Raw genomic sequence first — 23,370 nt, forward strand, 5'->3', positions numbered from 1 at the left:
CCGGACGTCGATGACCACCGCCCCGCCCCGTTCGCTTCGCGCGAAGCGCGAAGAGTTTGCCAGCGCCCTGACCCACGGTCTCGGCGCGACCGCCGCGCTCGCCGGCGGTGCGGTCCTGATCACCCTGGCCGCGCTCTACGGCAACGGCTGGCAGCTCGGCGCATCGATCGTGTTCGGCGTCTCGCTGCTGCTGCTGTATCTGGCGTCCACGCTGTATCACGCGGTCGAGCACCCGGTAGCCAAGGGTCGCCTGAAAGTGTTCGACCACTGCGCGATCTATCTGTTGATCGCCGGCACCTATACGCCCTTCACGCTGATCGGACTGCGCGGCACGCTGGGCTGGTGGCTGTTCGGCATCATCTGGACGCTGGCGCTGGCGGGCGTGGTGTTCAAACTGTTCTACACCGGCCGCTTCCGCGGTCTGTCGACGGCGATCTACGTCGCGATGGGCTGGCTGGTGGTGATCGCGATCGGCCCGGTCGCCGCTGCGCTCGACACCTGGACGCTGAGCTGGATCATCGCCGGCGGCGTGTTCTACACGCTCGGTACCTTCTTCTACATGCGCGATTCCATTCCCTACGCGCATGCGATCTGGCACCTGTTCTGCATCGGCGGCAGCGTCTGCCATTACGTGGCCGTGCTGGCCCAGGTCGTACCGGCGCGTTGATCGTCGGCGCGCGCGTCGCGACAATCGAGCGGTCGTCGTCCACTCCGGAGTTCCGCATGCGATCCGTCCCGATGTTGCCCGCCCTTGCCGTCGTCATGCTGGTGTCCTGTTCTGCCGAAACACCGGCGCCGCCTGCACCCGTGGCCGCGCCCACGCCGCCGCCCGAGACGCCTGCGCCCGCGCCGGAAACCGTCACCGCGGCCTACGACTGCCCGACGGCCGCGATCGTCGAAATCATCCGAGAAGGGCGCTTCGCCCGTCTGCGCATGACCGATGGGCGCATCGTGAATCTGGGCGTGATCCGCGGCAGCCAGCCGCCGGTGTGGTCGGAAGTCGGCCTGCGGTTCGTCACCACCGATGACGGTGCCGAACTGTCGCAGGACAACGGCCGCACAGTGCGCTGCACCGAAACCGCGCTGCCGAAATCCGCGCCCGCTGACGCGTCGTGATACCGAAGCGCAACGGAACATTCACCCGCAGTTGACCGCAGCGCGTCGATGGTGGGGCTGAACAAGGCCCCCAATGACGACCACGCCCCCACCTCCCGCATCGCCCCGTCCGCGCTTCCGTCGATTCGCATCGTCGCGACCGCTGCGCATCGTCGCGCTCGTGCTTCTGGTGGCAATCGTGCTGCTCGTGCTGCTGTGGGACTGGAACTGGTTCAAGGGCCCGGTAGAGCGCATCGTCGAAGCCCGCACCGGCCGCGCACTGGTGATCGGCGGCGATCTCGATGTCGATCTGGGGCGCACGACCACCGTCCGCGCCGATGCATTGCGGTTCGCGAATGCGGACTGGTCCGAGTCACAGACGATGGCCTCGGTCGAGCGGCTGGAGATCAAGGTCGAGGTCTTCCCGCTTCTGTTCAAACGCGAAGTGCGCCTGCCCGAAATCCGCCTGGTCAAACCGATTCTGCGCCTGGAAACCAATCCCGACAGCGGCACCGCCAACTGGGACATCGCATTCGGAGACGGTGGCGACGGCCCGCCGCCGCAGATCCGTCGCCTCTGGGTCGAAGGCGGCCGCCTGCGCTATCTCGATGTGCCGGGCCAGACCGACATCGATGTCCGTCTGGCCAGCCGCGAATCGCGCGGCGGTGAAGATGCCGCGCCGGCGATCGGCATCGAAGGCGGCGGCAGCTGGACGAACAACAGGTTCACGCTGGAGGGCGTGGCCGAATCGCCACTCGCCTTGCAGGACACCGACAAGCCGTACCGCATCGATCTGCGTGCCCGCGCCGGCGCCACGCGCGCCCATGTGCGCGGTTCGCTGGTCGCGCCGTTCCAGTTGCGCGATTTCGATCTGCAGTTCGCACTGTCGGGCCGCAACCTCGCCGATCTGTTTCCCCTCGTCGGCGTCGCCCTGCCCGACACGCCGCCCTACGCGCTCGACGGTCGCCTGACGCGTGATGCCGCCACCTGGCACTACGACGGCTTCACCGGCAAGGTCGGCCAGAGCGATCTCGGGGGGTCGGCCGCGATCACGCTCGGCGGCGAACGCCCGTTCCTGAAGGCCGATCTGGTCTCCAAGCGCCTGGACTTCGACGATCTTGCCGGCTTCATCGGCGGCACGCCGGATCCCGAAGGCGATGCGCTCGACCCTGAACTCGTCGAACGCGAACGCGCGCTCGCGGCGAAGGGCCGCGTGCTGCCCGATACGCCCTACGACCTCGCAAAACTGCGGGCGATGGACGCCGATGTGCGCCTGCGCGCGCAGCGCATCAACGCGCCGAAGCTGCCGATCGACGACATGGATGCGCATCTCAAGCTCGATGCCGGCCTGCTGCAGTTGGAGCCGCTGAACTTCGGCGTGGCCGGCGGCAACATCCGGTCCAACATCCGGCTCGATGCGCGTCAGGACGTCATCCAGACCCGGCTGCAGGCCTCGGTGCGACGCATCAGTCTCGGCGGCCTGTTCCCGCCCGATACGCTCGCCGGCGAAGCCGTCGGCCGGATCGGCGGCGACTTCAATCTCGCGGGCACCGGCAATTCGGTCGCCGCGATGTTCGGCAGCGCGAATGGCGACGTCGCGGTGGGCATGGGCGCCGGCCGGGTCAGCAACCTGCTGGTCGAGCTGGCCGGTATCGATGTCTACGAGACGCTGAAATATCTGATCGGCAACGACAAGCAGATCCCGGTGCGTTGCGCGTTCGCGGACTTCGGCGTGCGGCGCGGCGTGATGGAAACTCGTGCGTTCGCGTTCGATACCACCGACACCATCATCCTCGGCGAAGGCACGATCAATCTGCGCGAGGAACAACTCGATCTGCTGCTGCGTCCGCGCCCCAAGGATCGCAGCATCCTCGCGCTGCGTACGCCGTTGACGATCGGCGGCACGTTCGCATCGCCGAGCTTCCGACCCGATCTCGCGCGTCTGGGCCTGCGCGGCGCGATCGCCCTCGCGCTCGGATCGATTGCACCGCCGGCCGCACTGCTCGCGACGCTGGAACTGGGCGGCGGCGAAGACAGCGGTTGCGGCGGGCCTTACGCCAAGTAGAAGATCAGACGTCGGACAGCCGGTTCAACGCGCCCGGTCCGGGCGCCGGGTGCCAGGCGCTCACCAGATACAGCGGACGCTGCTTCGATTCTTCGTACAGGCGTCCCAGGTACTCGCCGATCACGCCCAGCGCGACCAGCTGCACCGCGCCGAGGAACAGGATCACCGCCATCATCGTCGGCCACCCCGCGACGCGGTCGCCGTACATCAGGGCCTTGCCGATCACGTACAGCGCGAACACAAACGCGCCGCAGGCGGTGAACACGCCGACGTAGGTCGCCAGGCGCAAGGGCGCGGTCGAAAAGCTCGTCACGCCATCGAGCGCGAAATTCCACAGACGCCAGAATCCGAATTTGGTGTGTCCGGCGATCCGCTGCTCGCGCGCGTACGGCACGGCAATGCGGTTGAATCCGATCCAGCCGAACAGCCCCTTCATGAAGCGATGCCGTTCGCGCAACTGGCGCAACGCATCCAGCGCGCGTGGCGACAACAGCCTGTAATCGCCGGTGTCGGCCGGCACCGGCGTCTTCGCGAGGCGCTGGATGACGCGATAGAACACGTGCGCGGTGGATCGCTTGAGCCAGCTCTCGCCCTCGCGGCTCAGCCGTGTGCCGTGGACGTCGTCGTAGCCGTCGCGCCAGTGCGCGACGAACTGCGGGATCAGTTCCGGCGGATCCTGGCCATCGGCATCGAGGATCATCGCCGCGCCTTCGGTCACCATGTCGAGGCCCGCGGTCAGCGCGACTTCCTTGCCGAAATTGCGCGACAGCCGCAGCAGCGCCACGCGTGCGTCGCCGGCCGCGATGCCCTGCAGAACCTGCCAGGTCGCGTCGCCACTGCCGTCGTCGACGTACAGCACACGCGTCTCGATGCCGTCCGCGGCGAGCGTCTCCATCACCGCGGCAATGCGCGGATGCAGCATCGGCAACGCATGCGCCTCGTCGAACGCGGCGATGACGATGGTCAGCCGATCGCGCGCACTCACTTGAGCGCCTCCAGATACGACTCGCCGCCGATCTGGCGCGCGTTGCGCTGGATCCACTGCGCGCGTCGCTGCACATACGGCCCGGGACGTGAAGCGCTGTAGCGCTGCGGACTCGGCAGCACTGCCGCCAGCCGCGCGCTTTCACCCGCGCTCAAGCGCGCCGCGTCCTTGCCGAAGTGCCGCTTCGCAGCAGCCTGCGCGCCGTAGATGCCATCGCCGAACTCGGCGACGTTCACGTAGACCTCGAGGATCCGCGTCTTCGGCCACAGCGTTTCGATCAGCAGCGTGTAATACGCCTCCAGGCCCTTGCGCACCCAGCTGCGTCCGCCCCACAGAAACAGGTTCTTCGCCGTCTGCTGGCTGATCGTGCTCGCACCGCGCATGCGCCCGCCGCTGGCGTTGTGCGCGCGCGCCTTCTCGATCGCCTCCAGATCGAAGCCGCGGTGGATGGCGAAGTTCTGGTCCTCGGCCGCGATCACCGAGACCGGCAGCGACGACGCGATGCGGTCCAGGTCGCGCCACTGGTAATACAGCTTGAAATCACGCTCGCCGCCGGTCCAGGCTTCGACCTGCCGGATCGCCATGAAGGTCGAGAACGGCGGATCGATGAAGCGCAGCGTCAGGACCTGCAACACCGGCAGCACGGCGAGCAGAATGCCCAGCCACAGCAGCCGGCGCAGCCAGCGACGGGTGGACGAGGGGCGTGCTTGCGGGACGGCAGTGCCGTCCCCATGTCGGAGAGCCGGTTGTTCCATGGCGGCCACTCTATCGGTCACCCTCGACGCCGCCAATCGAAATCCCTTTGCGAGCCGCCATGACCGACATCGCCCAGCCCGACAGCGACCGCTTGTCCCGCTTCCTTCTGCAGACCGCCGGCGTGCGCGGCGTGCGTGTGCACCTGCGCGACGCCTGGCAGGCCGTGCGCGCCAATGGCCCCTACCCGCCGGCGATCGAAGAGATGCTGGGTGAAGCCTGCGTGGCGTCGGCGCTCTTCACCGGCCACGCCAAGGTCGACGGCCGCCTGTCGGTGCAACTGCGCGCACCGGGCCCGATGCGCACGCTGTTCGCCGAATGCACCGCGGCAGGCACGATCCGCGGCATCGCCCGCTTCGACGGCGACGGCGCGGACGTCTCGCGCGACCTGCGCGCGCTCGGCGACGATGCGCTGCTGGCGATCACGATCGAGAACCCCTCGCCGCATCGCGAGCCCAACCGCTATCAGGGTCTGGTCGCGCTGACGGCCGAGTCGCTGTCGGGCGCGTTCGAGGACTATTTCCGCCAGTCCGAACAGTTGCCCACGCGCGTCCTGCTGGCGGTCGACGGCGGCGAGGCCGCGGGCCTGATGTTGCAGAAGCTGCCCGGCGACGACGGCGACGACGACGGCTGGAACCGCGCCAGCGCCCTGTTTGACACGCTGTCGACGACGGAACTGCTTCGATGGCCTACCGAGACCCTGCTGGCGCGCCTGTTTCCGGAAGATGCGCCGCAGTTGCTCGGGGAACGACCACTGGCCTTCGGCTGCTCCTGCTCCCGGGGACGCGTGGAGGAGATGCTGGTCTCGCTCGGGGCCGACGAGGCCCGCGCCGCGGTCGTCGATGGGGAAGCCAAGGTGATCTGCGAATTCTGTGGGCAGTCCTACGGTTTCAGCGCCGATGAGATCGACCAACTGCTCGAAACGCCCGGTGTCGATGTCGAAGTGTCGGAGCGGTTGCAATAAAGGCGTCCGGTCGCCAGGCGATGATTGTTAAAGAAATATAAATGTTCTAGAGTTCCGGAACGAACGATAGGGAACTTCCGGGCCGAGCCCGGGTCACAACGGCCATGCGAATGCCTGTCACGCGCCTCGTACTTGCCCTCGGTCTCGCCCTCGCGGCGGCCTCGGGCGCGGCCGCGCAGGAAAAACGCAACCAGACCGTGCTCCCCGTGCTCGATACGTCCGGCAAGGTCGAGGCTTTCCTGGTGCTCGAACCCGCGACTGCCAACCAGTCGAGCCGTCGCTGGCGCTTCGGCGAAAGCCAGTTCGACGCCGCCTTCGGCCTCGAATCCGGCAGCTCGCTGGCGCTGCTCTGCAGCCCGGGCAGCAGCTTCAACGGCGCCGTCAGCAGCCTGGCGCGCAACTGCCAGCTGGCTTCGGTCGGCGACAACACGCCCGGCGCACGTCGCGCCAGTGCGACGGCCAGCCTGAGCCGCCCCGGCGGCGGTGTCGGCCTGACGCTCGGCGAAGGCCGCGACACCCTCCCCGGCTTCCTCAGCCCGTCGCGCGTCGCGTCGGCCGGCCAGGTCGATCTCCATGACCTGACCGTGTTCGCCAAGAAAGACATTGGCGACGACGCCTATGTGTCGCTTGCCGGCACCCTGGCCAAGGCCACGCTGATCCCGACATCTGCCGCGCCAGCCACGCTCAGCGATCACTGGACCAGCCGCAGCCTCAGCGTCGGTGGCGGCATCGGTCGTTTCAGCGCCAATATTGTCGGCCAGGTCGTCGATACTCCCGGCCTTCCGAAATGGGAAGGCGTCGGCCTCGGCGTTAGCTGGCGCACCCCGTGGAGCGGCCAGCTCACGGTCGGCGCCGACAACGTGATCACCCGCGGCAAGAACCCGTTCTCGAAGATGACCGAGAACGCGGACGACGAGGGCGCGGTGCCGTATATCCGGTATCAGCAGGATCTCTGAAGCTACTGGATGGTTGCGAGAGCCGCGACATGTCGCGGCTTTTTGTTGTCCGCTTCAGGAATATTGCGCAAGCCACCGGCAGAACTCGACCGGTCCATTCCTTTTGATGACGAGGCGCAGTCTGGATACAGCGTGCGGACAGCCTAACGCACGAGCCGAATATTTCACGAAAATTTCACATTTAACGCCCGTCGAGCCACGGCCTTCACATTAATAGAGCAATTTCTTAATGCCGCTTTAATTTCCACGCAGCTCTCGCTAGTATCGGGACACCTTGCTGAATTTGGCCGTTCGATATACGCCATCAGCGGTTTGAAATGGGATCCCCCGACTCTTGGAGAGAGAAGATGATGGTCAGAACAACCAGGCTGCGTGACGCAATTACATTCGCGCTCGTCGCGGGTGCCGCTACGGCTGCAGCTTCAGGCACTGCCCTCGCACAGAGCGAGCAGCAGGCAACCACCCTGGACCGCGTGGAAGTTACCGGCTCGCGCATCCGCTCAGTAGACGCGGAAACTTCGCAGCCCGTGCTTGTGCTCGATCGCGCAGAGATTGAAAAGCAGGGTGTGACTTCTGTTGCCGAAGTGTTGTCGCGCATCTCTGCCAACGGTGCCGGAATCAATCGCACCTTCAACAACGGCGGTGATGGTTCTGCAGAGATTTCTCTTCGTAACCTGGGCTCTTCGCGCACGCTCGTTCTGGTAGACGGCCGTCGCTGGGTATCCAGCCTGGGCGGTTCGGTGGATCTCAATACGATTCCTGCTGCGATCATCGAGCGTATCGAGGTGCTGAAAGATGGCGCCTCGTCGATCTATGGCTCAGATGCAATCGCCGGCGTGGTCAACATCATCACGCGCGACAATTTCGATGGTGCCGAGTTCCGTACGCATTACGGTCAGTTCAACCAAGGTGACGGTGAGCGCAACTCGATCGATGGCACGATCGGCTTCAACGGGGACCGGGGTAACTTGGTGATGAGCCTGTCTCGCGTCGAGGAGAAGGCTGTCATGGCAGGTGATCGTGCCATCTCGGCGGTACCGGTCTTCGGTCGCGGGAGTGCCAACTTCAGCGGCTTCTCAGCCAATGGCCGCATCTGGGACGCAGGTCCGGACGGCGAAGACTCGATCGTGGTGCGCCCCGGCGCAACACCGACCGGTGCAGGCCGTTATGCACTGGACCAGTTCGTTCCGTTTGCCGCGCAGGATCGTTACAACTTCGCTGCAGACAACTACCTGCTGACGCCGCAGACGCGCACATCGCTCTACACAAAGGGTCGTTATGACCTGACAGATTCCATCTCGTTCCGCGCAGATGCGATGTACAACGAGCGTCGTTCGGAGCAGCAGCTCGCGGGTTTCCCGCTGAGCGGCGGCCCGTCGCTGGGCAACCCCGACAATACTTTGCTCAGTGGCGAAAGCTACTACAACCCATACAACGCGCTTTACGGCGGAGACGGTCGTGACCTGACATGGAGCCACCGCCTTACTGAGCAGGCGCGTGTGTATCAGCAGAACGTTAAGACCTTCCACACATACGTGGGTCTTGAAGGCAGCTTCGATTTCGCTGACCGTTACTTCAATTGGGATGTTGGCTACGCCTTCAACAAGTCAGACCAGAACGACGCTCAGGTTGGCGATGCCAACATGCTGAACCTCGCGAATGCGGTCGGCCCGTCGTTTCTCGATACCGACGGCGTGGTCCGCTGCGGTGCTGCAGGTGCGGTGATCGACGGCTGCGTGCCGTTCAATCCGTTGTCGCCTGCTGGCGGCGTCACGCCGGAAATGCTGAACTACATCCTGTTCACTGCATCCGACGCATTCCAGAACCGCAGTGAGAGCTTCACCGCAAATCTGAGCGGTGAAATCGTGGCACTTCCCGGTGGAATGATGGGATTCGCGGCCGGCATCGAATCGCGCAAGGAAAGCGGCTTCGACCGTCCCGACGCATTTGTCGCGGCAGGCTACACATCCGGTAATGCGCGTCTTCCGACATCCGGCGCATACGACCTCGACGAAATCTATGGTGAGCTGCTGCTTCCACTGCTTTCGGACGTACCGTTCGCGCAGTTGCTGGAGCTCAGTCTGGCGTCGCGCTACTCGGACTACAGCAATTTTGGTGACACCACGAACAGTAAGGCGGGCTTCAAGTGGAAGCCGGTAGACGACCTGTTGTTCCGCGGCAACTGGGCGGAAGGTTTCCGTGCCCCGCCGATTTCCACCCTCTTCCAGGGTAATTCGGACAGCTACAACACCTTCGGCGACATCTGCTCGGCCGACTTCGCGGGTCGCACGGCCACGATCGCTGCGAACTGTCTTGCCGCGGGCGTGCCCGCCGGCTATCTCCAGCTCACCAATGCCGGTCGCGAGTACGGCGGGCAGACCGTATTTCCGTTCACTGTCGGTGGCAACCAGGATGCTCTGCCGGAAACCTCGACATCGAAGACCCTTGGGCTGGTCTACAGCCCCAGCTTCATCGAAGGTCTGAATGTGTCCATCGACTGGTGGAACATCAAGATCGAGGGTGCAATCAGCACACCGAGTGTCGGTTTTATTCTGGACCAGTGCTACGCCCAGGGTGACCAGTCGTTCTGTGACTTCTTGATTCGCGATACCGCACCGGGCGTCAATCAAGGTGTCATCACCGATATGTTCCTCATTCCGCAGAACACCGCGGTCCTCAATGTCGAGGGCTGGGACCTCAACGTCCGCTACGCACTCCCAGAGACTGCTTACGGCCGATTCGGCTTCAACTTCGATGGCTCCTACACGTCCAAGTTCGAGTCTCAGCAGAGCGCAGCATCCGACGTGATCCAGAACACCGGTATCTACTATGACCGAGATCCGAACTGGCGCCTGCGCGCGAATGCATCGCTCGACTGGAGCTATGGAGATTTCGGCGCCAGCTGGTCGACCCGGTACTTCTCCGGCCTGGTTGAAGATTGCCTGTACCCCGGTGAAGGCCTCTGCTCGGACGATGACCGCACGATCGGTGGAGAGCCGGCCGCACGCAATCGCCTGCCGGCAACCACCTACCACGATGTCCAGTTCCGCTACGTACTGCCGTGGAACGGCACCGTGAAGTTGGGCGCAAACAACGTGTTCAAAAAGTCTGCACCCTATGCGCAGCAGCCGTTCGCGAACTCTTACGATCCCCAATACGACGTTCCGGACAGCCGCTACATGTACATGGAGTATGTGCAGCGCTTCTGATCGATCCTAAGCTTGAACAGGACGGCCCCGCGAGGGGCCGTTCTTTCTTTATAGAATCGTGCAGCCGGCCCCAGAACTGAGGCCCCCAGGCGACGATGATGTCCTAGTAGTCGCAGGACCAAGTGTTTAGCCATCAAGGAGCAATCTTTATGCGAATGGAGTCAGGGGTTGTGCTATGTACTTTGCTCGCCATTGGCTGCGGATTTCCACACGCCGCGCACGCGCAGCAAAACGACCCGAGCGTCGAGATCACCCAGGCGGGTAGTCAGGAACGCCCATCGGCTGACCAAGAACGAATGATCTGTCGGAGCGAGAAGCCGATAGGAAGCAATCGCGCCGTGCGGGTCTGCAGAACGCGCGCACAAATGGAGGAAGAGCGAGAAAGATCAAGGGAGACGATGCGAAGCCGCGGCTCCGCGCCGTCCGAACGCGGCGCTTGAAAGATGACCCCTGCCTCTTAGGCGGCTTATGCGTCTAAGTGCGACTTCATCTCCAAATACGTTTGCTTCTCGATCTCTTAACCGACTCGCTCCGGTTCGCTCGCGTGTGCCCGATGGGACGATCTATTAGATCTTCTGACCCGCTGGAGTCATTCTTCCGGCTCGCACAAATTGTGAGTCTTGAGAGTGCGAGCAAAATAAAACCCGTGTGGCGTGCCAGAAGGCAAATGCCGTGAGGCGCGGAGCCCCTCGTTTCCAACCTCACGACAAAACTGTGTTTGTATCGATCGTGACGTCAATGTCGGGGTGCACGCCGATACCGGTCGAACACCTGCAGCGTCCAGGGCTTCTGCGCCAGCACCAGGCTGACGCCGGTGCGCGCTTCCGCCGAAAGGCCCGCGTCGCGCGCGAGCAGGCCGTCGAATTCGCGTGCGAGGTCTTCGAGGCGCGCGCGCATCTGGGCGATGCCGTCGGGTCCGAGGCTGCCGCTGAGCAGGAACAGCGCGTCGCAAGCGCCTGTGAACGGCGTCGAGAAGTAATCGCCGAGCAGCGCTGCGCGGAAATGACGCTCCATGGGCCCGTCGCTGCGCCAGCGGAAGTTGCGCGCGGTCAGCGCGCGTGCGCGATTGCCGGGCAGCAGTTCGATGATGCCGAGACGGTCGAGCCGCACCAGCAGTCCTGTCCATTGCGGGACGTCGAAATCGAAATGCGCCAGCACTTCGGCCTGCGACCAGCGGTTGATCGTCAGGAACATCGCCAACATCAGCGCCGGCTCGTCGACCAGCGCCTGTTCCTGTGCTTCGCTCAGGCGCGCCATCGGCTCGCGCCCTCGATCGGCGTCGCCGCTGAGTTCCTGCAGGCCGATCCCGAGTACTTCGCAGATCGACTCCAGCCGCACCAGCGTCATCGCACGCCGCGAGAACATGCGTTTGACCGCCGCCTCGCTGATCGCCAGGCGTTGCGACAGCACGCGATAGGTCATGCCCTGCGCGCGCAGGGCGCGCTTCAGGGCTTCGATCAGGTCGACGGAAAGACTCATGGTCTAAAAATACGCGACCACGCGGCGCGGAAACAGAGACTTGAGCGATCCCGGTTGTCGGTCACCCGACACAGTCCGAGGCTCGGCCCACCTCATGGACTGGAGATGCCGGTGATCCGACATCCACCCCGTGGCGCGCAATCCGCCATCTGCACCGCGCTGTTGCTCGGTGGCAGCCTGTTCGCGTGCGGTGCCGCACTCGCGCAGTCGAATGCGATGAGCCGGCAGTCCGATGCCAGTCTGCTGGCGTCGGTGCAGGTACCCGTCGCGATGACCGAGGCGCTGTCGGCCGGCGGCCGCTTTTCGATCACCGCGCTCGAAGCGAGCGGCGACACCGTCATGATGACGGTGTCGGGCGTCGGACTCGCCGCGTCGGCCGTCATCGTGGTGTCGGCAGAACTCGTTCGACGCCTCGGCATCGTTGCCGGCACTGCGATCGTGGCGGTGGCCGTCAGCGGGGGCTGGATCCTCAGCGCGGCGGGCGAAGGCATCGCGTTCGTCGCGGATGCGCTCACCCGGCCCTTCATCCATTCGATGCGGATCTCGTCGTGATGGAACGGCCGCGGACTGCGGCATACGCGGCAGCGCTCCTGCTCGGCATGCTCGTTTCCACGACCACACAGGCGGGCGGTGGTTGCGCCCCTGAGCCGCTGGCACCAGCACGGGTCGCGGATGCGGCGTCGACCGCACTGCGGACAGCAGACGCACTCGACGCGCGCGATGCGCCGGTCGCGCTGATCGCGCGCGTCGGACAGGACCTGTCCGAACACGGGCTCGTCTACAGCCACGCGGGCTTCGCGGTCCGCGACCACGCGAGCGGTCGCTGGTCGGTCGTGCATCTGCTCAACGAGTGCGGCACGCACGCATCGGGTCTGTACGTGCAGGGACTGGTGAACTTCTTCGCGGACGATCTGGTGACCCAGGACGCGCGGATCGTCTGGCTGCAGCCAGTGCACGCGGAACGGCTGGCCTCGCATCTTGTGGGCCTGTCGCAGGCGTCGCTTTTCCAGCCGCGCTACAACCTGATCGCACGCCCCAACAGCACGCAGTACCAGAATTCGACTTCGTGGATCCTCGAGACGCTCGCGGCGACGCAGCCGGCCAGCGGCGACATCCGCACCCGGCACATCGCCTACGCGCAGGCGCTGGCAACCGGTTTCGAACCGGATGTCCTGCGGATCGCCTACACCAGGCGCGTCGCCGGCGGCCTGTTCGGTGGCAACGTCAGTTTCAGCGACCATCCGGTCGCGACGCGGCTGTCGGGTCGCTATCCGGTGGTCACGGTGCGTGCGATTCTCGAGTGGCTGGAGCGCAGCGCGCTTGCGCACGAGCAGGCAGAATGGCGCGGCGGCGTGTTGCAGGCGCAGCCCGGACCGGGCTGAGACAGATCAGGAAGTTCGGCGGAATCAGGCCGGGACCAACGTCTGCGCCAGATGTTCGACGTAGGCGTCGAACTCGTCCTGCTGCATGCGCGCCTGGTGCAGCTGCAGGTTGAGTTGCAGGAAGCCGACGTAGGCGGCGTAGGTCAGACGCGCGCGGTGCTGCGCGTCTTCGCGACCGAGGCCGGCCTGGCGGAACGACGCGGTCAGATAGTCGAGACGACGCTTGGAGACGCGTTCGATCACCGGGTGCACGGTGGGATGGTCCTGGGCCTTGAGCAGCGCGCTGTAGATCACGTGCGACTTGTACTCGCGCGCGACCATGTGGAACAGCGCGCGAAGACGCTCGCGGGCGTCGGGCACTTTTTCGAGCGCGCCGAACAGTGCTTCCTGCTCGACGTTTTCCCAGCGCTCGAGCGCCGCCTGCAGCAATGCGTCGCGCGACGGAAAGTGCCAGTAGAAGCTGCCCTTGGTCACGCCGAGACGGCGTGCCAAGGGCTCGACCGCGACGGCCTGCACGCCGGTTTCGGCGATGAGGTCGAGCGCGGCCTGGGCCCAGTCGTCGGCGCTCAGGCGGCTTGGCCGTTCGGCGGGTGACGCATCGCCCGACTGGGCGATCACTGCGGATTTCGGGGCAGGTCTGCTCATCGCGACAGTCTATCCATACGCATCCATCCGCAACAGTATCGACATGCCGGACACAGGCCGACTGGCAGCATTGACACCACTGGAAACCGTCACCATACTCGACCGTACGGTCAGCATCGGGATCCGCCCGTGCAGCCGGCACAGTGCCGGCCCCGTTCTCTGTAATGCCGTTTGCCGGAGTTGATGATGAGCGTCGCGATCCCCTTTCTCGCCTTCCTGCTGGTGGGTGCCTTCGCCGCCTACCACCGTCTTCGTCTCGTCTACTGGGCGGCGATCACGGTCACTGTGCTGCTCGCGTGCTGGCTGCTCGGCGCCAATGGCGTGGCCACGGTCATCGCCGCGCTGCTGGTCGCCGCGATCGCAGTGCCGCTGCTGATTCCGTCGGTGCGCAAGTCGCTGGTGACCACACCGCTGCTGAAGTTCTTCCGCAAGGTGCTGCCGCCGTTGTCGCAGACCGAGCGCATCGCGCTGGAAACCGGCTCGGTCGGGTTCGAGGGCGAACTGTTCACTGGCGATCCCGACTGGCAGAAGCTGCTCGACTATCCCAAACCGCAGCTCACCGCCGAGGAGCAGGCGTTCCTCGACGGGCCGGTCGAAGAGCTCTGCAGCATGATCAACGACTGGGAGATCACCCACGTCCACGCCGATCTGCCGCCGGAGCTGTGGGACTACATCAAGGCCAACAAGTTCTTCGGCATGATCATTCCGAAGGAATACGGCGGCCTCGGCTTCTCGGCGCTGGCGCACCACAAGGTGATCCAGAAGCTGGCCTCGATGTCGAGCGTGGTCAGTTCGACCGTCGGCGTGCCGAACTCGCTCGGCCCGGGCGAGCTGCTCAACCACTACGGCACCAAGGAGCAGAAGGACCACTACCTGCCGCGTCTCGCGATCGGCCAGGAAGTGCCGTGCTTCGGCCTGACCGGTCCGTTCGCCGGTTCCGACGCGACCTCGATTCCCGACTACGGCATCGTCTGCAAGGGCGAGTGGAACGGCGCGAACGTGCTCGGCGTGCGTCTGACCTTCGACAAGCGCTACATCACCTTGGCGCCGGTGGCGACGCTGGTCGGCCTCGCGTTCCGCATGTACGACCCCGACGGCCTGATCGGCGACACCCAGGACATCGGCATCACGCTGGCGCTGCTGCCGCGTGAGACGCCGGGCGTCGAAATCGGCCGTCGTCATTTCCCGCTCAACTCGCCGTTCCAGAACGGCCCGATCCACGGCAAGGACGTCTTCATTCCGCTGAGCCAGCTGATCGGTGGCGCGGAGATGGCGGGCAAGGGCTGGAACATGCTCAACGAATGCCTGGCCGTGGGCCGTTCGATCACCCTGCCCTCCACCGCCTCGGGCGGCGCGAAGGCCGGCGCGGTGGTGACCGGTGCGTATGCGCGCATCCGCAAGCAGTTCGGCCTGTCGGTTGGTCGTTTCGAGGGCGTCGAAGAGGCGCTCGCGCGTATCGGTGGCAAGGCCTACGCGATCAGCGCGCTGTCGCAGGCGACTGCGGCGGCCGTCGACCGTGGCGACGTGCCGTCGGTGCCGTCGGCGATCGCCAAGTACCACTGCACCTCGATGAGCCGCGAAGTCATCAGCGACGTCATGGACGTCGTCGGCGGCAAGGGCATCATCCTCGGCCCGAAGAACTTCGCCGGCCGCAGCTGGCAGGCGGCGCCGATCGCGATCACCGTCGAAGGCGCGAACATCATGACGCGCAGCCTGCTGATCTTCGGTCAGGGCGCGATCCTGTGCCATCCGTGGGTCATGAAGGAAATGAAGGCGGCGCAGGATCCGGACGCGCAGCGCGGCCTCGAAGAGTTCGACCGCAACCTGTTCGGCCATATCGGCTTCGCGATTTCCAACGCCGTTCGCTCGTTCTGGTTCGGTCTGACCGGCGCGAAGACCGGCGCAGCACCCGGTGACGATTACACGCGCCGCTACTTCCGCAAGCTCGATCGCTACTCCGCGAATCTCGCGCTGATGGCCGACGTGTCGATGCTGACGCTCGGCGGCAAGCTGAAGTTCAAGGAATCGCTGTCGGGCCGTCTGGGCGACGTGCTGAGCCATGTCTACATGACCAGCGCGATGCTCAAGCGCTACCACGACGAAGGCGCGCCGCAGGCCGACCAGCCGCTGCTGGCGTGGGCCTTCCACGACAGCGTGCACAAGATCGAACTCGCGCTGTCGGCTGCGCTGCGCAACTTCCCGATCCGTCCGGTCGGCTGGCTGATGTGGCTGCTGATCTTCCCGTGGGGCCGTCGTGCCGAAGCGCCGGGCGATCGTCTGTCGCGTCGCGTTGCCGCGCTGCTGATGGCGCCGAACGAAGCGCGCGCGCGTCTGGCCGAGGGTGTGTTCATGACGCCCTGCGAGAACAATCCGGGCGGCCGCATCGACAGCTATCTGGCCAAGGCGATCGCGGCCGAGCCGGTGGAGCGCAAGTTCCTCAAGGCGATGAAGAGCAAGGGCATCGAGGCGCTGGATTACGACGCGCAGCTGGACGAAGCGGTGCGCGAAGGTCACATCACTGCCGAGGAGCGCGCGTTGCTGGTCGAGTTGCGCGAGCTCACGCTGGATGCGATCACCGTCGACGACTTCGACACCGAGGAACTGCGTTCGGCGGGCTATCGCGCGCCGACGCAGCCGTCGAGCGAGTCTCGCGAAGCGGCCTGAGCGACCAGCGTGACGTGACAGCGGCAACGGCGGGCGAGTCCCGCCTTTGCCGTATCCGGACTTCCGGTTTTCCATACTCTTGTCGGAGCACGCGATGAGCGCCCCGCTGCTGACCTTGCGCAACCGCTTCATCCGCTGGCCGGGCGGTGCCTGGCTGTTCGGCGTCCTCGTGTGCCGCAAGGCACCCTACTTCGCCAGCATCGCGCCGCGCATCACTGCGCTGGAGGAGGGGCGCGGCGAGGCGACGATGCGCCACCGTCGCGCGGTCACCAACCACATCGGCACCGTACATGCGATCGCGCTGTGCAACCTGGCCGAACTGATCGGCGGCCTGACGACGGACGTCAGCATTCCAGCGTCGATGCGCTGGATCCCCAAGGGCATGACCGTCGAATATCTGAAGAAGGCCGTCGGCACGATGACCGCCACGGCGACGCCTGCGATCCAGCCTGTCGCATCCGACGCGGGCTACGCCTTGCCGGTCGACGTGGTGATCCGCGACCCGGCCGGCGATGCCGTGCTCCGCGCGCAGATCGCGATGTGGGTCTCACCGCGCAGCGCACGCGGCGGTTGAGTCCGCGCAGACGTCGGCCGCATCAGATTGGTGGATCCTCGTTTTTGCGGTCTGCACGGCGCCGCCTTCGCACTGTTTCATCTCGGCCTCTGGCGGCTGTTCGGCTGGCCGCGCACGATGCACAGACGACGACGCGCGCCAATCGCGCGATCGTGCAGATCGCGAACGCACAGCTCGTGTGGGTGTGCGACGCGGTCGCCCTGCCCTGCTTCCTGATGCCCGGCGACCTGGACATCATCCCGGCTCGGACGGACGCTGCTCGCCGAGATGGCCGACTTCTGGTGGCTGAGATTGGGTCTGTAGTTCTTCCGGCTGCGCGGGGCGTTCGTGGTCTGCGCGATGCTGTCTGACGACGCCGCTTCGCGCTGAAATGTCGCTTGTGGGAGCGTGCTTGCGCGCGAGGACGCTTTCACGAACGAGCCCCATCGCGCGCAAGCGCGCTTCCACGGAAGCGCAGCGCGGCCTCAGCCGCTGCGCGCGTGCCAGGTCGCCAGCACCTCCGCCTCTCGCTGCGGCGTCAATCCAGACTTGAGCGCGGCGCGGCGTTCGGCCGGCTGCGTGCGCCACCAGGCCAGCGTGTCGCGCACGGTGTCGTCGATCGGGCGATGGGAGAGTCCGGCCGCGATCGCGCGATCGACGCGCGTCCGGCCGAAACCGGCGTACTCGCCCACCGGCGCGATCCAGACCGGCATGTCCGACCACGCGTTCACGCCCTGCGCGTCGAGAAATTCCGCGGGCAGCCATGTCAGCCGCGCATCCGGCGCACCGCCGGCCGCCTTCGCCTGCCGCAGGCAGCTGTCGAGCACACGTCCCATATCGAGCGTGCCGGACGCCGCGTCGGCGTTGAACACGCCGGTCGTGTCCTGTTCGATCAGCTGCAGCAGGAATGCCGCGAGGTCACGCACATCGATGCACTGGGTCGGATTGCCGGGCGCACCCGGGGCTGCGATCTCGCCACCGCGGTCGGCGCGTGCGGGCCAGTAGGTGAAACGGTCGGTCGGATCGCCCGGCCCGACGATCAGTCCCGGCCGGACGACCGAAGTCTTGCCCGGCATGGCGGCCTGCGCTGCACGCTCACAGGCGGCCTTGAGCCCGCCGTAGGTCTCGCCGGTGATCGTGCGCGTCGAAGGGTCGTCCAGCGTCGCCAGCGCGCTGTCCTCGTCGTTGGCGATGTCGTTGCGGGCGTAGACCGAGATCGACGAGATGATCTGGTAGTGGCCGACGCGCCCGGCCAGCAGCGCGGCGCTGCGTGCGACGTCGTCGGGGAAATACGCCGAGGTGTCGAGCACGGCGTCCCAGCGGCGGTCGCCTTCGAGCGCGGCGAGATCGTCCTTGCGGTCGCCGCGCAGCTGTTCGATGCCGGCCAGCGGCGTGCCGTCGAAGCGCGTCGGGTTGCTGCGGCCGCGGTTGAACAGGGTCAGCGTGTGCCCGCGTGCATGCGCACGTTCGACGAAGTGCGGGCCGAGGAAACCGGTGCCGCCGAGCACCAGAAGTTTCAGCGGACGCGCGGCGCGCCCGGTCGATGCGAAGACGGCGGCCGGCAGCGCAGCGAACGTCGCGGCGGTCAGGCTGTGGGCGAGGAACTCACGACGGCTTGCCATGGGTGTGCTCCGGAGGCCGGGCAGGTGCCGGCTGTTCCGGCAGCCTGCGCTCGGCGCGGATCACCCGCCATGCGCCGAAGGTCATGCCCAGCGCGATGCCGATGCCGGCCACAAACACCAGCTGCGACCCCAGCACCGCCAGCGCCTTGTGCACCCAGACGAAGGTCACGTCGCCGCCGCGATACACGGCCGTGTCGATGACCGCCTTGGCCTTGTAGCGCGATTCGCGGCTCACCCGGGTGTAGAGCGTCTCGCGCGCCGGCTTGGCCAGCGAGAACTCGCTGGCGCGCGTCATTACCTGCACCGTCGCGATCAGCAGCGGCAGCGGCGAGGCCGACAGCAGCGCGAAGCCGATCAGGATGGCCACCGCCGGCAGCAACAGCAGCGGTGCCACGCCGTAGCGGCGCAGCAGCCAGCGGGTGAGCAGCAGCTGCACCAGGATCGTCAGGCTGGCGACCGCCCAGTCGATGATCGAGTAGTAGCGCGTCGCTGCCTCGGCGGTGGGATACAGGCGCCGCACGATCGCGGCCTGTTCGTTGTAGAGCAGCGTGCCGACGCCGACGCCGAAGAACATCAGCAGCGCGAGGCCGCGCAGCAATGGATCGGCGGCGATGAGCTTGAGGCCGGCCCAGATCGAACCGCCGATCGCCTGCTCGCCCTGCTCGGCGCGTGTTGCTTCGTTGCGCCGTGCCCAGCTGCGCAGCTTGAGGATGCACAGCAGGCACACGCAGAGAAACCCGACCGACACCAGCGTCAGGTTCGCGACGCCGATCCGGCCGACCAGCATCGTCGTGATGAAGGGCCCGACGAAGGCGCCGATCGTGCCGCCCGCACCGATGTAACCGTAGTAGCGCTTGGCGTGTTCGTTGTCGAACACGTCGGCCATGAAGCTCCAGAACACGGTGACCGCGAACAGGTTGAAGACCGCGATCCAGACGAAGAACAGCGCGCCGCGGCCCTGGAGATCCGTGTCGAACGCCCAGCGGAACCCCAGCAGGCAGACGATGAAAATCAGATACACCACCGGCAGGAACACCCGGCGCGGGAAGCGCGACACCAGCGCGCCGTAGAGCGGCTGCAACAGCAGCATGACGACGAATGTCGCGCTGAAGAGCGCCTGCAACGTGAAGTCACCGAGCGCGATGCCGCGCGCCGCGGCCCAGTCCAGCAGGAACGAGGGAAACACCGCGGAGGCATCCGACGATGCACCCATCGCATCGCGCACCGGGCGCAGCACGTAATAGCCGCACAGCAGGCAGAAGAAATACAGCAGCGCCCACCACAGCGGCGGCGACTCCGCCAGTGCGGCGCGCAGCCGCGGGCGTGGCGGCGTCATGACGGGGGGGCGCATGGCGGGCTCCTGGCGGACGCGGCACGTTAACGCAACACCATGACGGCGACCAGCACATCGCCGGCACGGTCCGGTGCGCGGAGCATATGCTCTAGCCCCCTTGCCTACCGTGCCGCGATGCCTCCCCGTCCCGCTCCCGTCTACGACTACATCATCGTCGGCGCCGGTTCCGCCGGCTGCGTGCTCGCCCATCGGCTCAGCGCCGATCCGCACGTGCGCGTGCTGCTGCTCGAAGCAGGACCGAACGACACGCACCCCTTCATCCACATGCCCGCGGGCCTGGCGAAGCTGGTCAACCGCAAGGGCGTGAACTGGGACTACGACACCGCGCCCGAGGCGCAGCTCGACAACCGCGCGCTGTGGTGGCCGCGGGGCAAGGTGCTCGGCGGCTCGAGCTCGATCAATGCGATGTGCTACATCCGCGGCGTGCCGTCGGATTACGACGACTGGGCCGCGCAGGGCGCGCAGGGCTGGTCCTGGAACGAGGTGCTGCCGTGGTTCCGCAGCAGCGAAGGCAACACGCGCGGCGGAGATGCGCTGCACGGCGCCGACGGCCCGCTGACGGTGTCGGACCTGCGCTACGTCAATCCGGTCTCGCGGATGTTCATCGAGGCCGCGCAGCAGGCGGGGCTGCCGGCGAACGACGATTTCAACGGGCCGCGGCAACAGGGCGTCGGCCTGTACCAGGTCACCCAGCGCGATGGCGCGCGGTGTTCGGCGGCGACCGCTTACCTCGATCGCGCCACGCGCGCGCGCCCGAACCTGACGATCCAGACCGGTGCGGTCGCCAGCCGCGTGACGTTCGAGGATGGACGCGCGACCGGCGTGGTGTATGCGACCGCGCGCGGCGCATTCCACCAGCCGGCGACGCGCGAGGTGCTGCTGTGCGGCGGTGCGATCAACACGCCGCAGCTGCTGATGCTCTCTGGCATCGGCCCGGCGGACGATCTGCGTCGGCAGGGCCTCAAGGTCGTGCACGATGCGCCCGGCGTCGGCGGCAACCTGCAGGACCATCTCGATATCTGCACGCTGTTCCACGCCACGCAGCGCATCACCTACGACCGCGCCAGCGACGTCGCGATCGCATGGGATTACTTCGTGCGCGGCCGTCGCGGCCCGGGCACCAGCAACATCGCCGAGGCCGGCGGCTTCTATCGCTCACCGCTTGCGCCTGACGACCGCGCCGACATCCAGTTCCATTTCGTGCCGGCGATGCTCGACGATCACGGCCGCAACCGTTTGGCCGGCGACGGCTACACCCTGCACGCTTGTTTCCTGCGCCCGCGCAGTCGGGGTCGTGTGACGCTGGTCAGCAACCGCGTCAGCGACAAGGCACGCATCGAGGCGAACTACCTCAGCGATCCGGACGGCTTCGATCTGAAGATGATGGTCGAGTGCGCGCGCATCTCGCGGACGATCCTGTCGCAGGCCGCATTCGACGGCATCCGCGGTGTGCCGATCTTTCCCGCGCGCAACGACCTCAGCGATGCCGAACTGGTGGCGTTCGTCCGCGCGAAAGCGGAGTCGGTCTATCACCCGGTCGGCACCTGCCGCATGGGCATCGACGATGACGCGGTGGTCGATCCGCAGCTGCGCGTGCGCGGCGTCGACGGACTGCGTGTCGTCGATGCATCCGTGATGCCGAGCCTGCCGGGTGGCAACACCAATGCGCCGGTGATCATGATCGCCGAGCGCGCGGCGGAGATGATCCGCACCGGCTGAGGCGTGGCTAGTGCGGCAGCTGTTCCAGCGTCGGCGGCAGCGGGCAATGCAGCACGCCGCAGATCGTGCGCAGCAGTTCGGACTCCGCCACGCTGACCTGGCCATCGTGGCTGACGGCGGCGGTGATCGCCTCGACCATCACCTGCTTGGCCAGCGGGTCGAGCGCGTCGAGCGGCTCCCATACATCGTCCAGCGCCTGCACGCCGCCCGCAGGCGGTGCATAAGGCACGTGGTCGCGCGGCAGCACGCGCTGCATGCCGGCGAGATACGCACGCTGCGCGGCGGCCTTGTCGCCGGGATTGCCGGCCTGCGCGACGACGGCGAGCAGCGTCGCGAATTCCTGCTTCACGTTGCCGGGCTTGCGCCGGCCGAAGCGGATGTGACGGCCCGGGTCGAGCGTCTCGCGCAGTTGCACTTCCAGTAACCGGCCGAGGCAGTACTCGAACAGCGACACCTGCTGGTCCGCATGTACCACTGCGTGCACGGTGTCGAGGAACGTCGCCAGTTCCGGGCGCGGGCGGCGACGCAACACCGGGAACGCCAATGCCGCCAGCGGCATGCGCAGCATGGGGTGCAGCTCCAGCAGATACGTTTCGCGCAGATGCGCCGCCTCCGTCGCCACCGACGCCCCCATGCGCGCGACGATCTCGGTATGCTGGCGACCGCGCACGACATCGCTGTCGTCGAACAGCAGGGCGAGCACCAGCGGCATCGCCGCCTCGCGATGCGTCGCGACATCGTGCAGCGGATCGCTGATGGCCGTGACGAGCGCATGCGCGCGGGCGTAGTCGTCGTCATGCGGATGCGCGACCTGCGCGGCGACCATCGGCGGCGTCACCGCCAATGCGCGGTCCTTGTGCGGGAGTGCTTCGCCCGGCGCGACCAGGCCCAGCGCCACATCTTCCTGCAGACCGTCGGGCGGATTCATCATCCACTGCTGCTGCAGACGCGACAGCTGTTCGGGACGGAAGCCGGGCTCCAGCGCCTGGATGCGCTTGATCAGCGGCGGATGCGTGGCGAACAGTCCGCTCAGGCCCACGCCGTCGCCGAAGAGCATGTGGCTCACTTCCTCGGCATCCTCGCGGTGCGCGAGTCGCGACCCGCTGTCGAGACCGCCGATCTTCTTCAATGCACCGGCGATGCCCGCCGTCTGCCGGGTGAACTGCACCGCTGATGCATCGGCCAGCACTTCGCGCGAGCGGCTCACGCCGGCCTTGATCATGCGGCCGAAGAACATGCCGAGGCTGCCGACCGCCATCGCTGCGAGCGCGCCGACGATCACCACGATCGTCGCGCTGTTCCGGAAGCCGCGGCCGTGGATCAGGATCTTGCGGCCGATGATGCCGATCATCAGGATGCCGAACAGCACGCCGATCAGGCGGATGTTGAGCCGCATGTCACCGTTGAGGATGTGGCTGTATTCGTGCGCAACCACGCCCTGCAACTCGTCGCGGTTGAGCCGGTCGAGCGCGCCGCGGGTCACCGCGACCACGGCATCGGACGTCGAGTAGCCGGCCGCGAACGCATTGATCGCGGCTTCCTGTTCGAGCACGTAGATCTTGGGCACCGGCACGCCGGACGCGATCGACATCTCCTCGACCACATTGCGCAGCCGCCGCAATTGCGGATCGCGCGTGTCCTCCGCCACCGGCACGCCGCCGAGCTGCTGGGCGACCGTCTCGCCGCCGCTGCGCAGCGACGAGATACGGAACAGCGAGCCCAGACCGATCACCGCCAGCGTTGCCAGGGCTGCCGCCAGCAGCGGACCTGGACGCGGACCGACGACCAGCAGCACCAGCACGCCGACCATCAGCACGATGCCCAGCACCGCCAGCGAGAACAATGCGATCAGGCGCGTACTGTTGCGCCGCGCCTGGGCCTGGCGTTCGAAGAAATTCATCGCGATACGACCGGTGCCGGCGGGT

At 66.4% G+C, this 23,370-nt stretch carries 18 protein-coding genes; 11 read left to right on the forward strand and 7 right to left on the reverse strand.

Annotation, left to right across the window (positions count from 1 at the left end; genetic code table 11):
- Positions 1 to 10: 10 nt before the first annotated feature.
- The 3 genes from trhA (at position 11) to AC3A5T_RS11280 (ending at position 3,160) form a co-directional block, all read left to right on the forward strand.
- Positions 11 to 667 (forward strand): PAQR family membrane homeostasis protein TrhA, encoded by a 657-nt coding sequence (gene trhA, locus AC3A5T_RS11270; protein ID WP_332078505.1) that lies wholly within the window; start codon positions 11 to 13, stop codon positions 665 to 667.
- A gap of 56 nt (positions 668 to 723) precedes the next feature.
- Positions 724 to 1,116 carry a hypothetical protein gene (locus tag AC3A5T_RS11275; RefSeq protein WP_487628651.1) on the forward strand — a complete coding sequence of 131 codons (393 nt, stop codon included), beginning with the start codon at positions 724 to 726 and terminating at the stop codon, positions 1,114 to 1,116.
- Between the two features lie 73 nt (positions 1,117 to 1,189).
- The gene (locus AC3A5T_RS11280) at positions 1,190 to 3,160 is read left to right on the forward strand and encodes an AsmA family protein (protein WP_487628652.1); all 1,971 of its coding nucleotides are present in this window, start codon (positions 1,190 to 1,192) and stop codon (positions 3,158 to 3,160) included.
- Positions 3,161 to 3,164: 4 nt separating this feature from the next.
- Here AC3A5T_RS11280 and AC3A5T_RS11285 read toward each other — a convergent pair whose 3' ends face one another.
- Positions 3,165 to 4,145 (reverse strand): glycosyltransferase family 2 protein, encoded by a 981-nt coding sequence (locus AC3A5T_RS11285; protein ID WP_487628653.1) that lies wholly within the window; start codon positions 4,143 to 4,145, stop codon positions 3,165 to 3,167.
- Positions 4,142 to 4,900 (reverse strand): monofunctional biosynthetic peptidoglycan transglycosylase, encoded by a 759-nt coding sequence (gene mtgA, locus AC3A5T_RS11290; protein WP_487628654.1) that lies wholly within the window; start codon positions 4,898 to 4,900, stop codon positions 4,142 to 4,144. The genes AC3A5T_RS11285 and mtgA overlap by 4 nt, the downstream gene beginning before the upstream one ends.
- A gap of 59 nt (positions 4,901 to 4,959) precedes the next feature.
- Here mtgA and hslO point away from each other — a divergent pair, with 59 nt between their 5' ends.
- From hslO to AC3A5T_RS11305, 3 genes are all read left to right on the forward strand, one after another.
- The gene (hslO, locus tag AC3A5T_RS11295; protein WP_487628655.1) at positions 4,960 to 5,862 is read left to right on the forward strand and encodes an Hsp33 family molecular chaperone HslO; all 903 of its coding nucleotides are present in this window, start codon (positions 4,960 to 4,962) and stop codon (positions 5,860 to 5,862) included.
- 110 nt (positions 5,863 to 5,972) lie between these two features.
- Entirely contained in the window at positions 5,973 to 6,818 is an 846-nt protein-coding gene (locus tag AC3A5T_RS11300) for an XOO1806 family protein (protein WP_425497239.1), read from the forward strand.
- A gap of 347 nt (positions 6,819 to 7,165) precedes the next feature.
- The gene (locus AC3A5T_RS11305) at positions 7,166 to 10,027 is read left to right on the forward strand and encodes a TonB-dependent receptor plug domain-containing protein (RefSeq protein ID WP_487628656.1); all 2,862 of its coding nucleotides are present in this window, start codon (positions 7,166 to 7,168) and stop codon (positions 10,025 to 10,027) included.
- Positions 10,028 to 10,762: 735 nt separating this feature from the next.
- Here the strand turns inward: AC3A5T_RS11305 and AC3A5T_RS11310 are convergent.
- The gene (locus AC3A5T_RS11310; RefSeq protein WP_487628657.1) at positions 10,763 to 11,506 is read right to left on the reverse strand and encodes a helix-turn-helix domain-containing protein; all 744 of its coding nucleotides are present in this window, start codon (positions 11,504 to 11,506) and stop codon (positions 10,763 to 10,765) included.
- A 111-nt stretch (positions 11,507 to 11,617) separates the two neighbouring features.
- Between AC3A5T_RS11310 and AC3A5T_RS11315 the strand changes: the two genes are divergently transcribed.
- Positions 11,618 to 12,058, forward strand: coding sequence for a hypothetical protein (locus tag AC3A5T_RS11315; protein WP_487628658.1), 441 nt, complete (start codon positions 11,618 to 11,620; stop codon positions 12,056 to 12,058).
- Between the two features lie 47 nt (positions 12,059 to 12,105).
- Complete coding sequence (locus AC3A5T_RS11320; RefSeq protein WP_487628659.1) at positions 12,106 to 12,888, forward strand: DUF2145 domain-containing protein; 783 nt, start codon at positions 12,106 to 12,108, stop codon at positions 12,886 to 12,888.
- 24 nt (positions 12,889 to 12,912) lie between these two features.
- On the opposite strand, the gene AC3A5T_RS11325 is transcribed toward AC3A5T_RS11320, so the two are convergent.
- On the reverse strand, positions 12,913 to 13,533 hold the full coding sequence (locus tag AC3A5T_RS11325; protein WP_332078495.1) for a TetR/AcrR family transcriptional regulator: 621 nt from the start codon (positions 13,531 to 13,533) through the stop codon (positions 12,913 to 12,915).
- A gap of 186 nt (positions 13,534 to 13,719) precedes the next feature.
- Between AC3A5T_RS11325 and AC3A5T_RS11330 the strand changes: the two genes are divergently transcribed.
- Both AC3A5T_RS11330 and AC3A5T_RS11335 read left to right on the forward strand, forming a co-directional pair.
- The gene (locus AC3A5T_RS11330; RefSeq protein ID WP_487628660.1) at positions 13,720 to 16,197 is read left to right on the forward strand and encodes an acyl-CoA dehydrogenase; all 2,478 of its coding nucleotides are present in this window, start codon (positions 13,720 to 13,722) and stop codon (positions 16,195 to 16,197) included.
- A 94-nt stretch (positions 16,198 to 16,291) separates the two neighbouring features.
- On the forward strand, positions 16,292 to 16,771 hold the full coding sequence (locus AC3A5T_RS11335; protein WP_332078493.1) for a hotdog fold domain-containing protein: 480 nt from the start codon (positions 16,292 to 16,294) through the stop codon (positions 16,769 to 16,771).
- Positions 16,772 to 17,235: 464 nt separating this feature from the next.
- Here the strand turns inward: AC3A5T_RS11335 and AC3A5T_RS11340 are convergent, their stop codons facing one another.
- The gene (locus AC3A5T_RS11340) at positions 17,236 to 18,372 is read right to left on the reverse strand and encodes an NAD-dependent epimerase/dehydratase family protein (protein ID WP_487628661.1); all 1,137 of its coding nucleotides are present in this window, start codon (positions 18,370 to 18,372) and stop codon (positions 17,236 to 17,238) included.
- Positions 18,356 to 19,723, reverse strand: coding sequence for an NTP/NDP exchange transporter (locus AC3A5T_RS11345; RefSeq protein ID WP_487628662.1), 1,368 nt, complete (start codon positions 19,721 to 19,723; stop codon positions 18,356 to 18,358). The genes AC3A5T_RS11340 and AC3A5T_RS11345 overlap by 17 nt, the downstream gene beginning before the upstream one ends.
- 117 nt (positions 19,724 to 19,840) lie before the next feature.
- Here AC3A5T_RS11345 and AC3A5T_RS11350 point away from each other — a divergent pair, with 117 nt between their 5' ends.
- Positions 19,841 to 21,445, forward strand: coding sequence for a GMC family oxidoreductase (locus AC3A5T_RS11350; protein ID WP_487628663.1), 1,605 nt, complete (start codon positions 19,841 to 19,843; stop codon positions 21,443 to 21,445).
- A 7-nt stretch (positions 21,446 to 21,452) separates the two neighbouring features.
- Here AC3A5T_RS11350 and AC3A5T_RS11355 read toward each other — a convergent pair whose 3' ends face one another.
- Positions 21,453 to 23,345: a M48 family metallopeptidase gene (locus tag AC3A5T_RS11355; protein WP_487628664.1), complete on the reverse strand. Its 1,893-nt coding sequence runs from the start codon at positions 23,343 to 23,345 to the stop codon at positions 21,453 to 21,455.
- Between the last annotated feature and the right edge of the window lie 25 nt (positions 23,346 to 23,370).

Source organism: Luteimonas sp. Soil_C_16, from assembly GCF_057657295.1.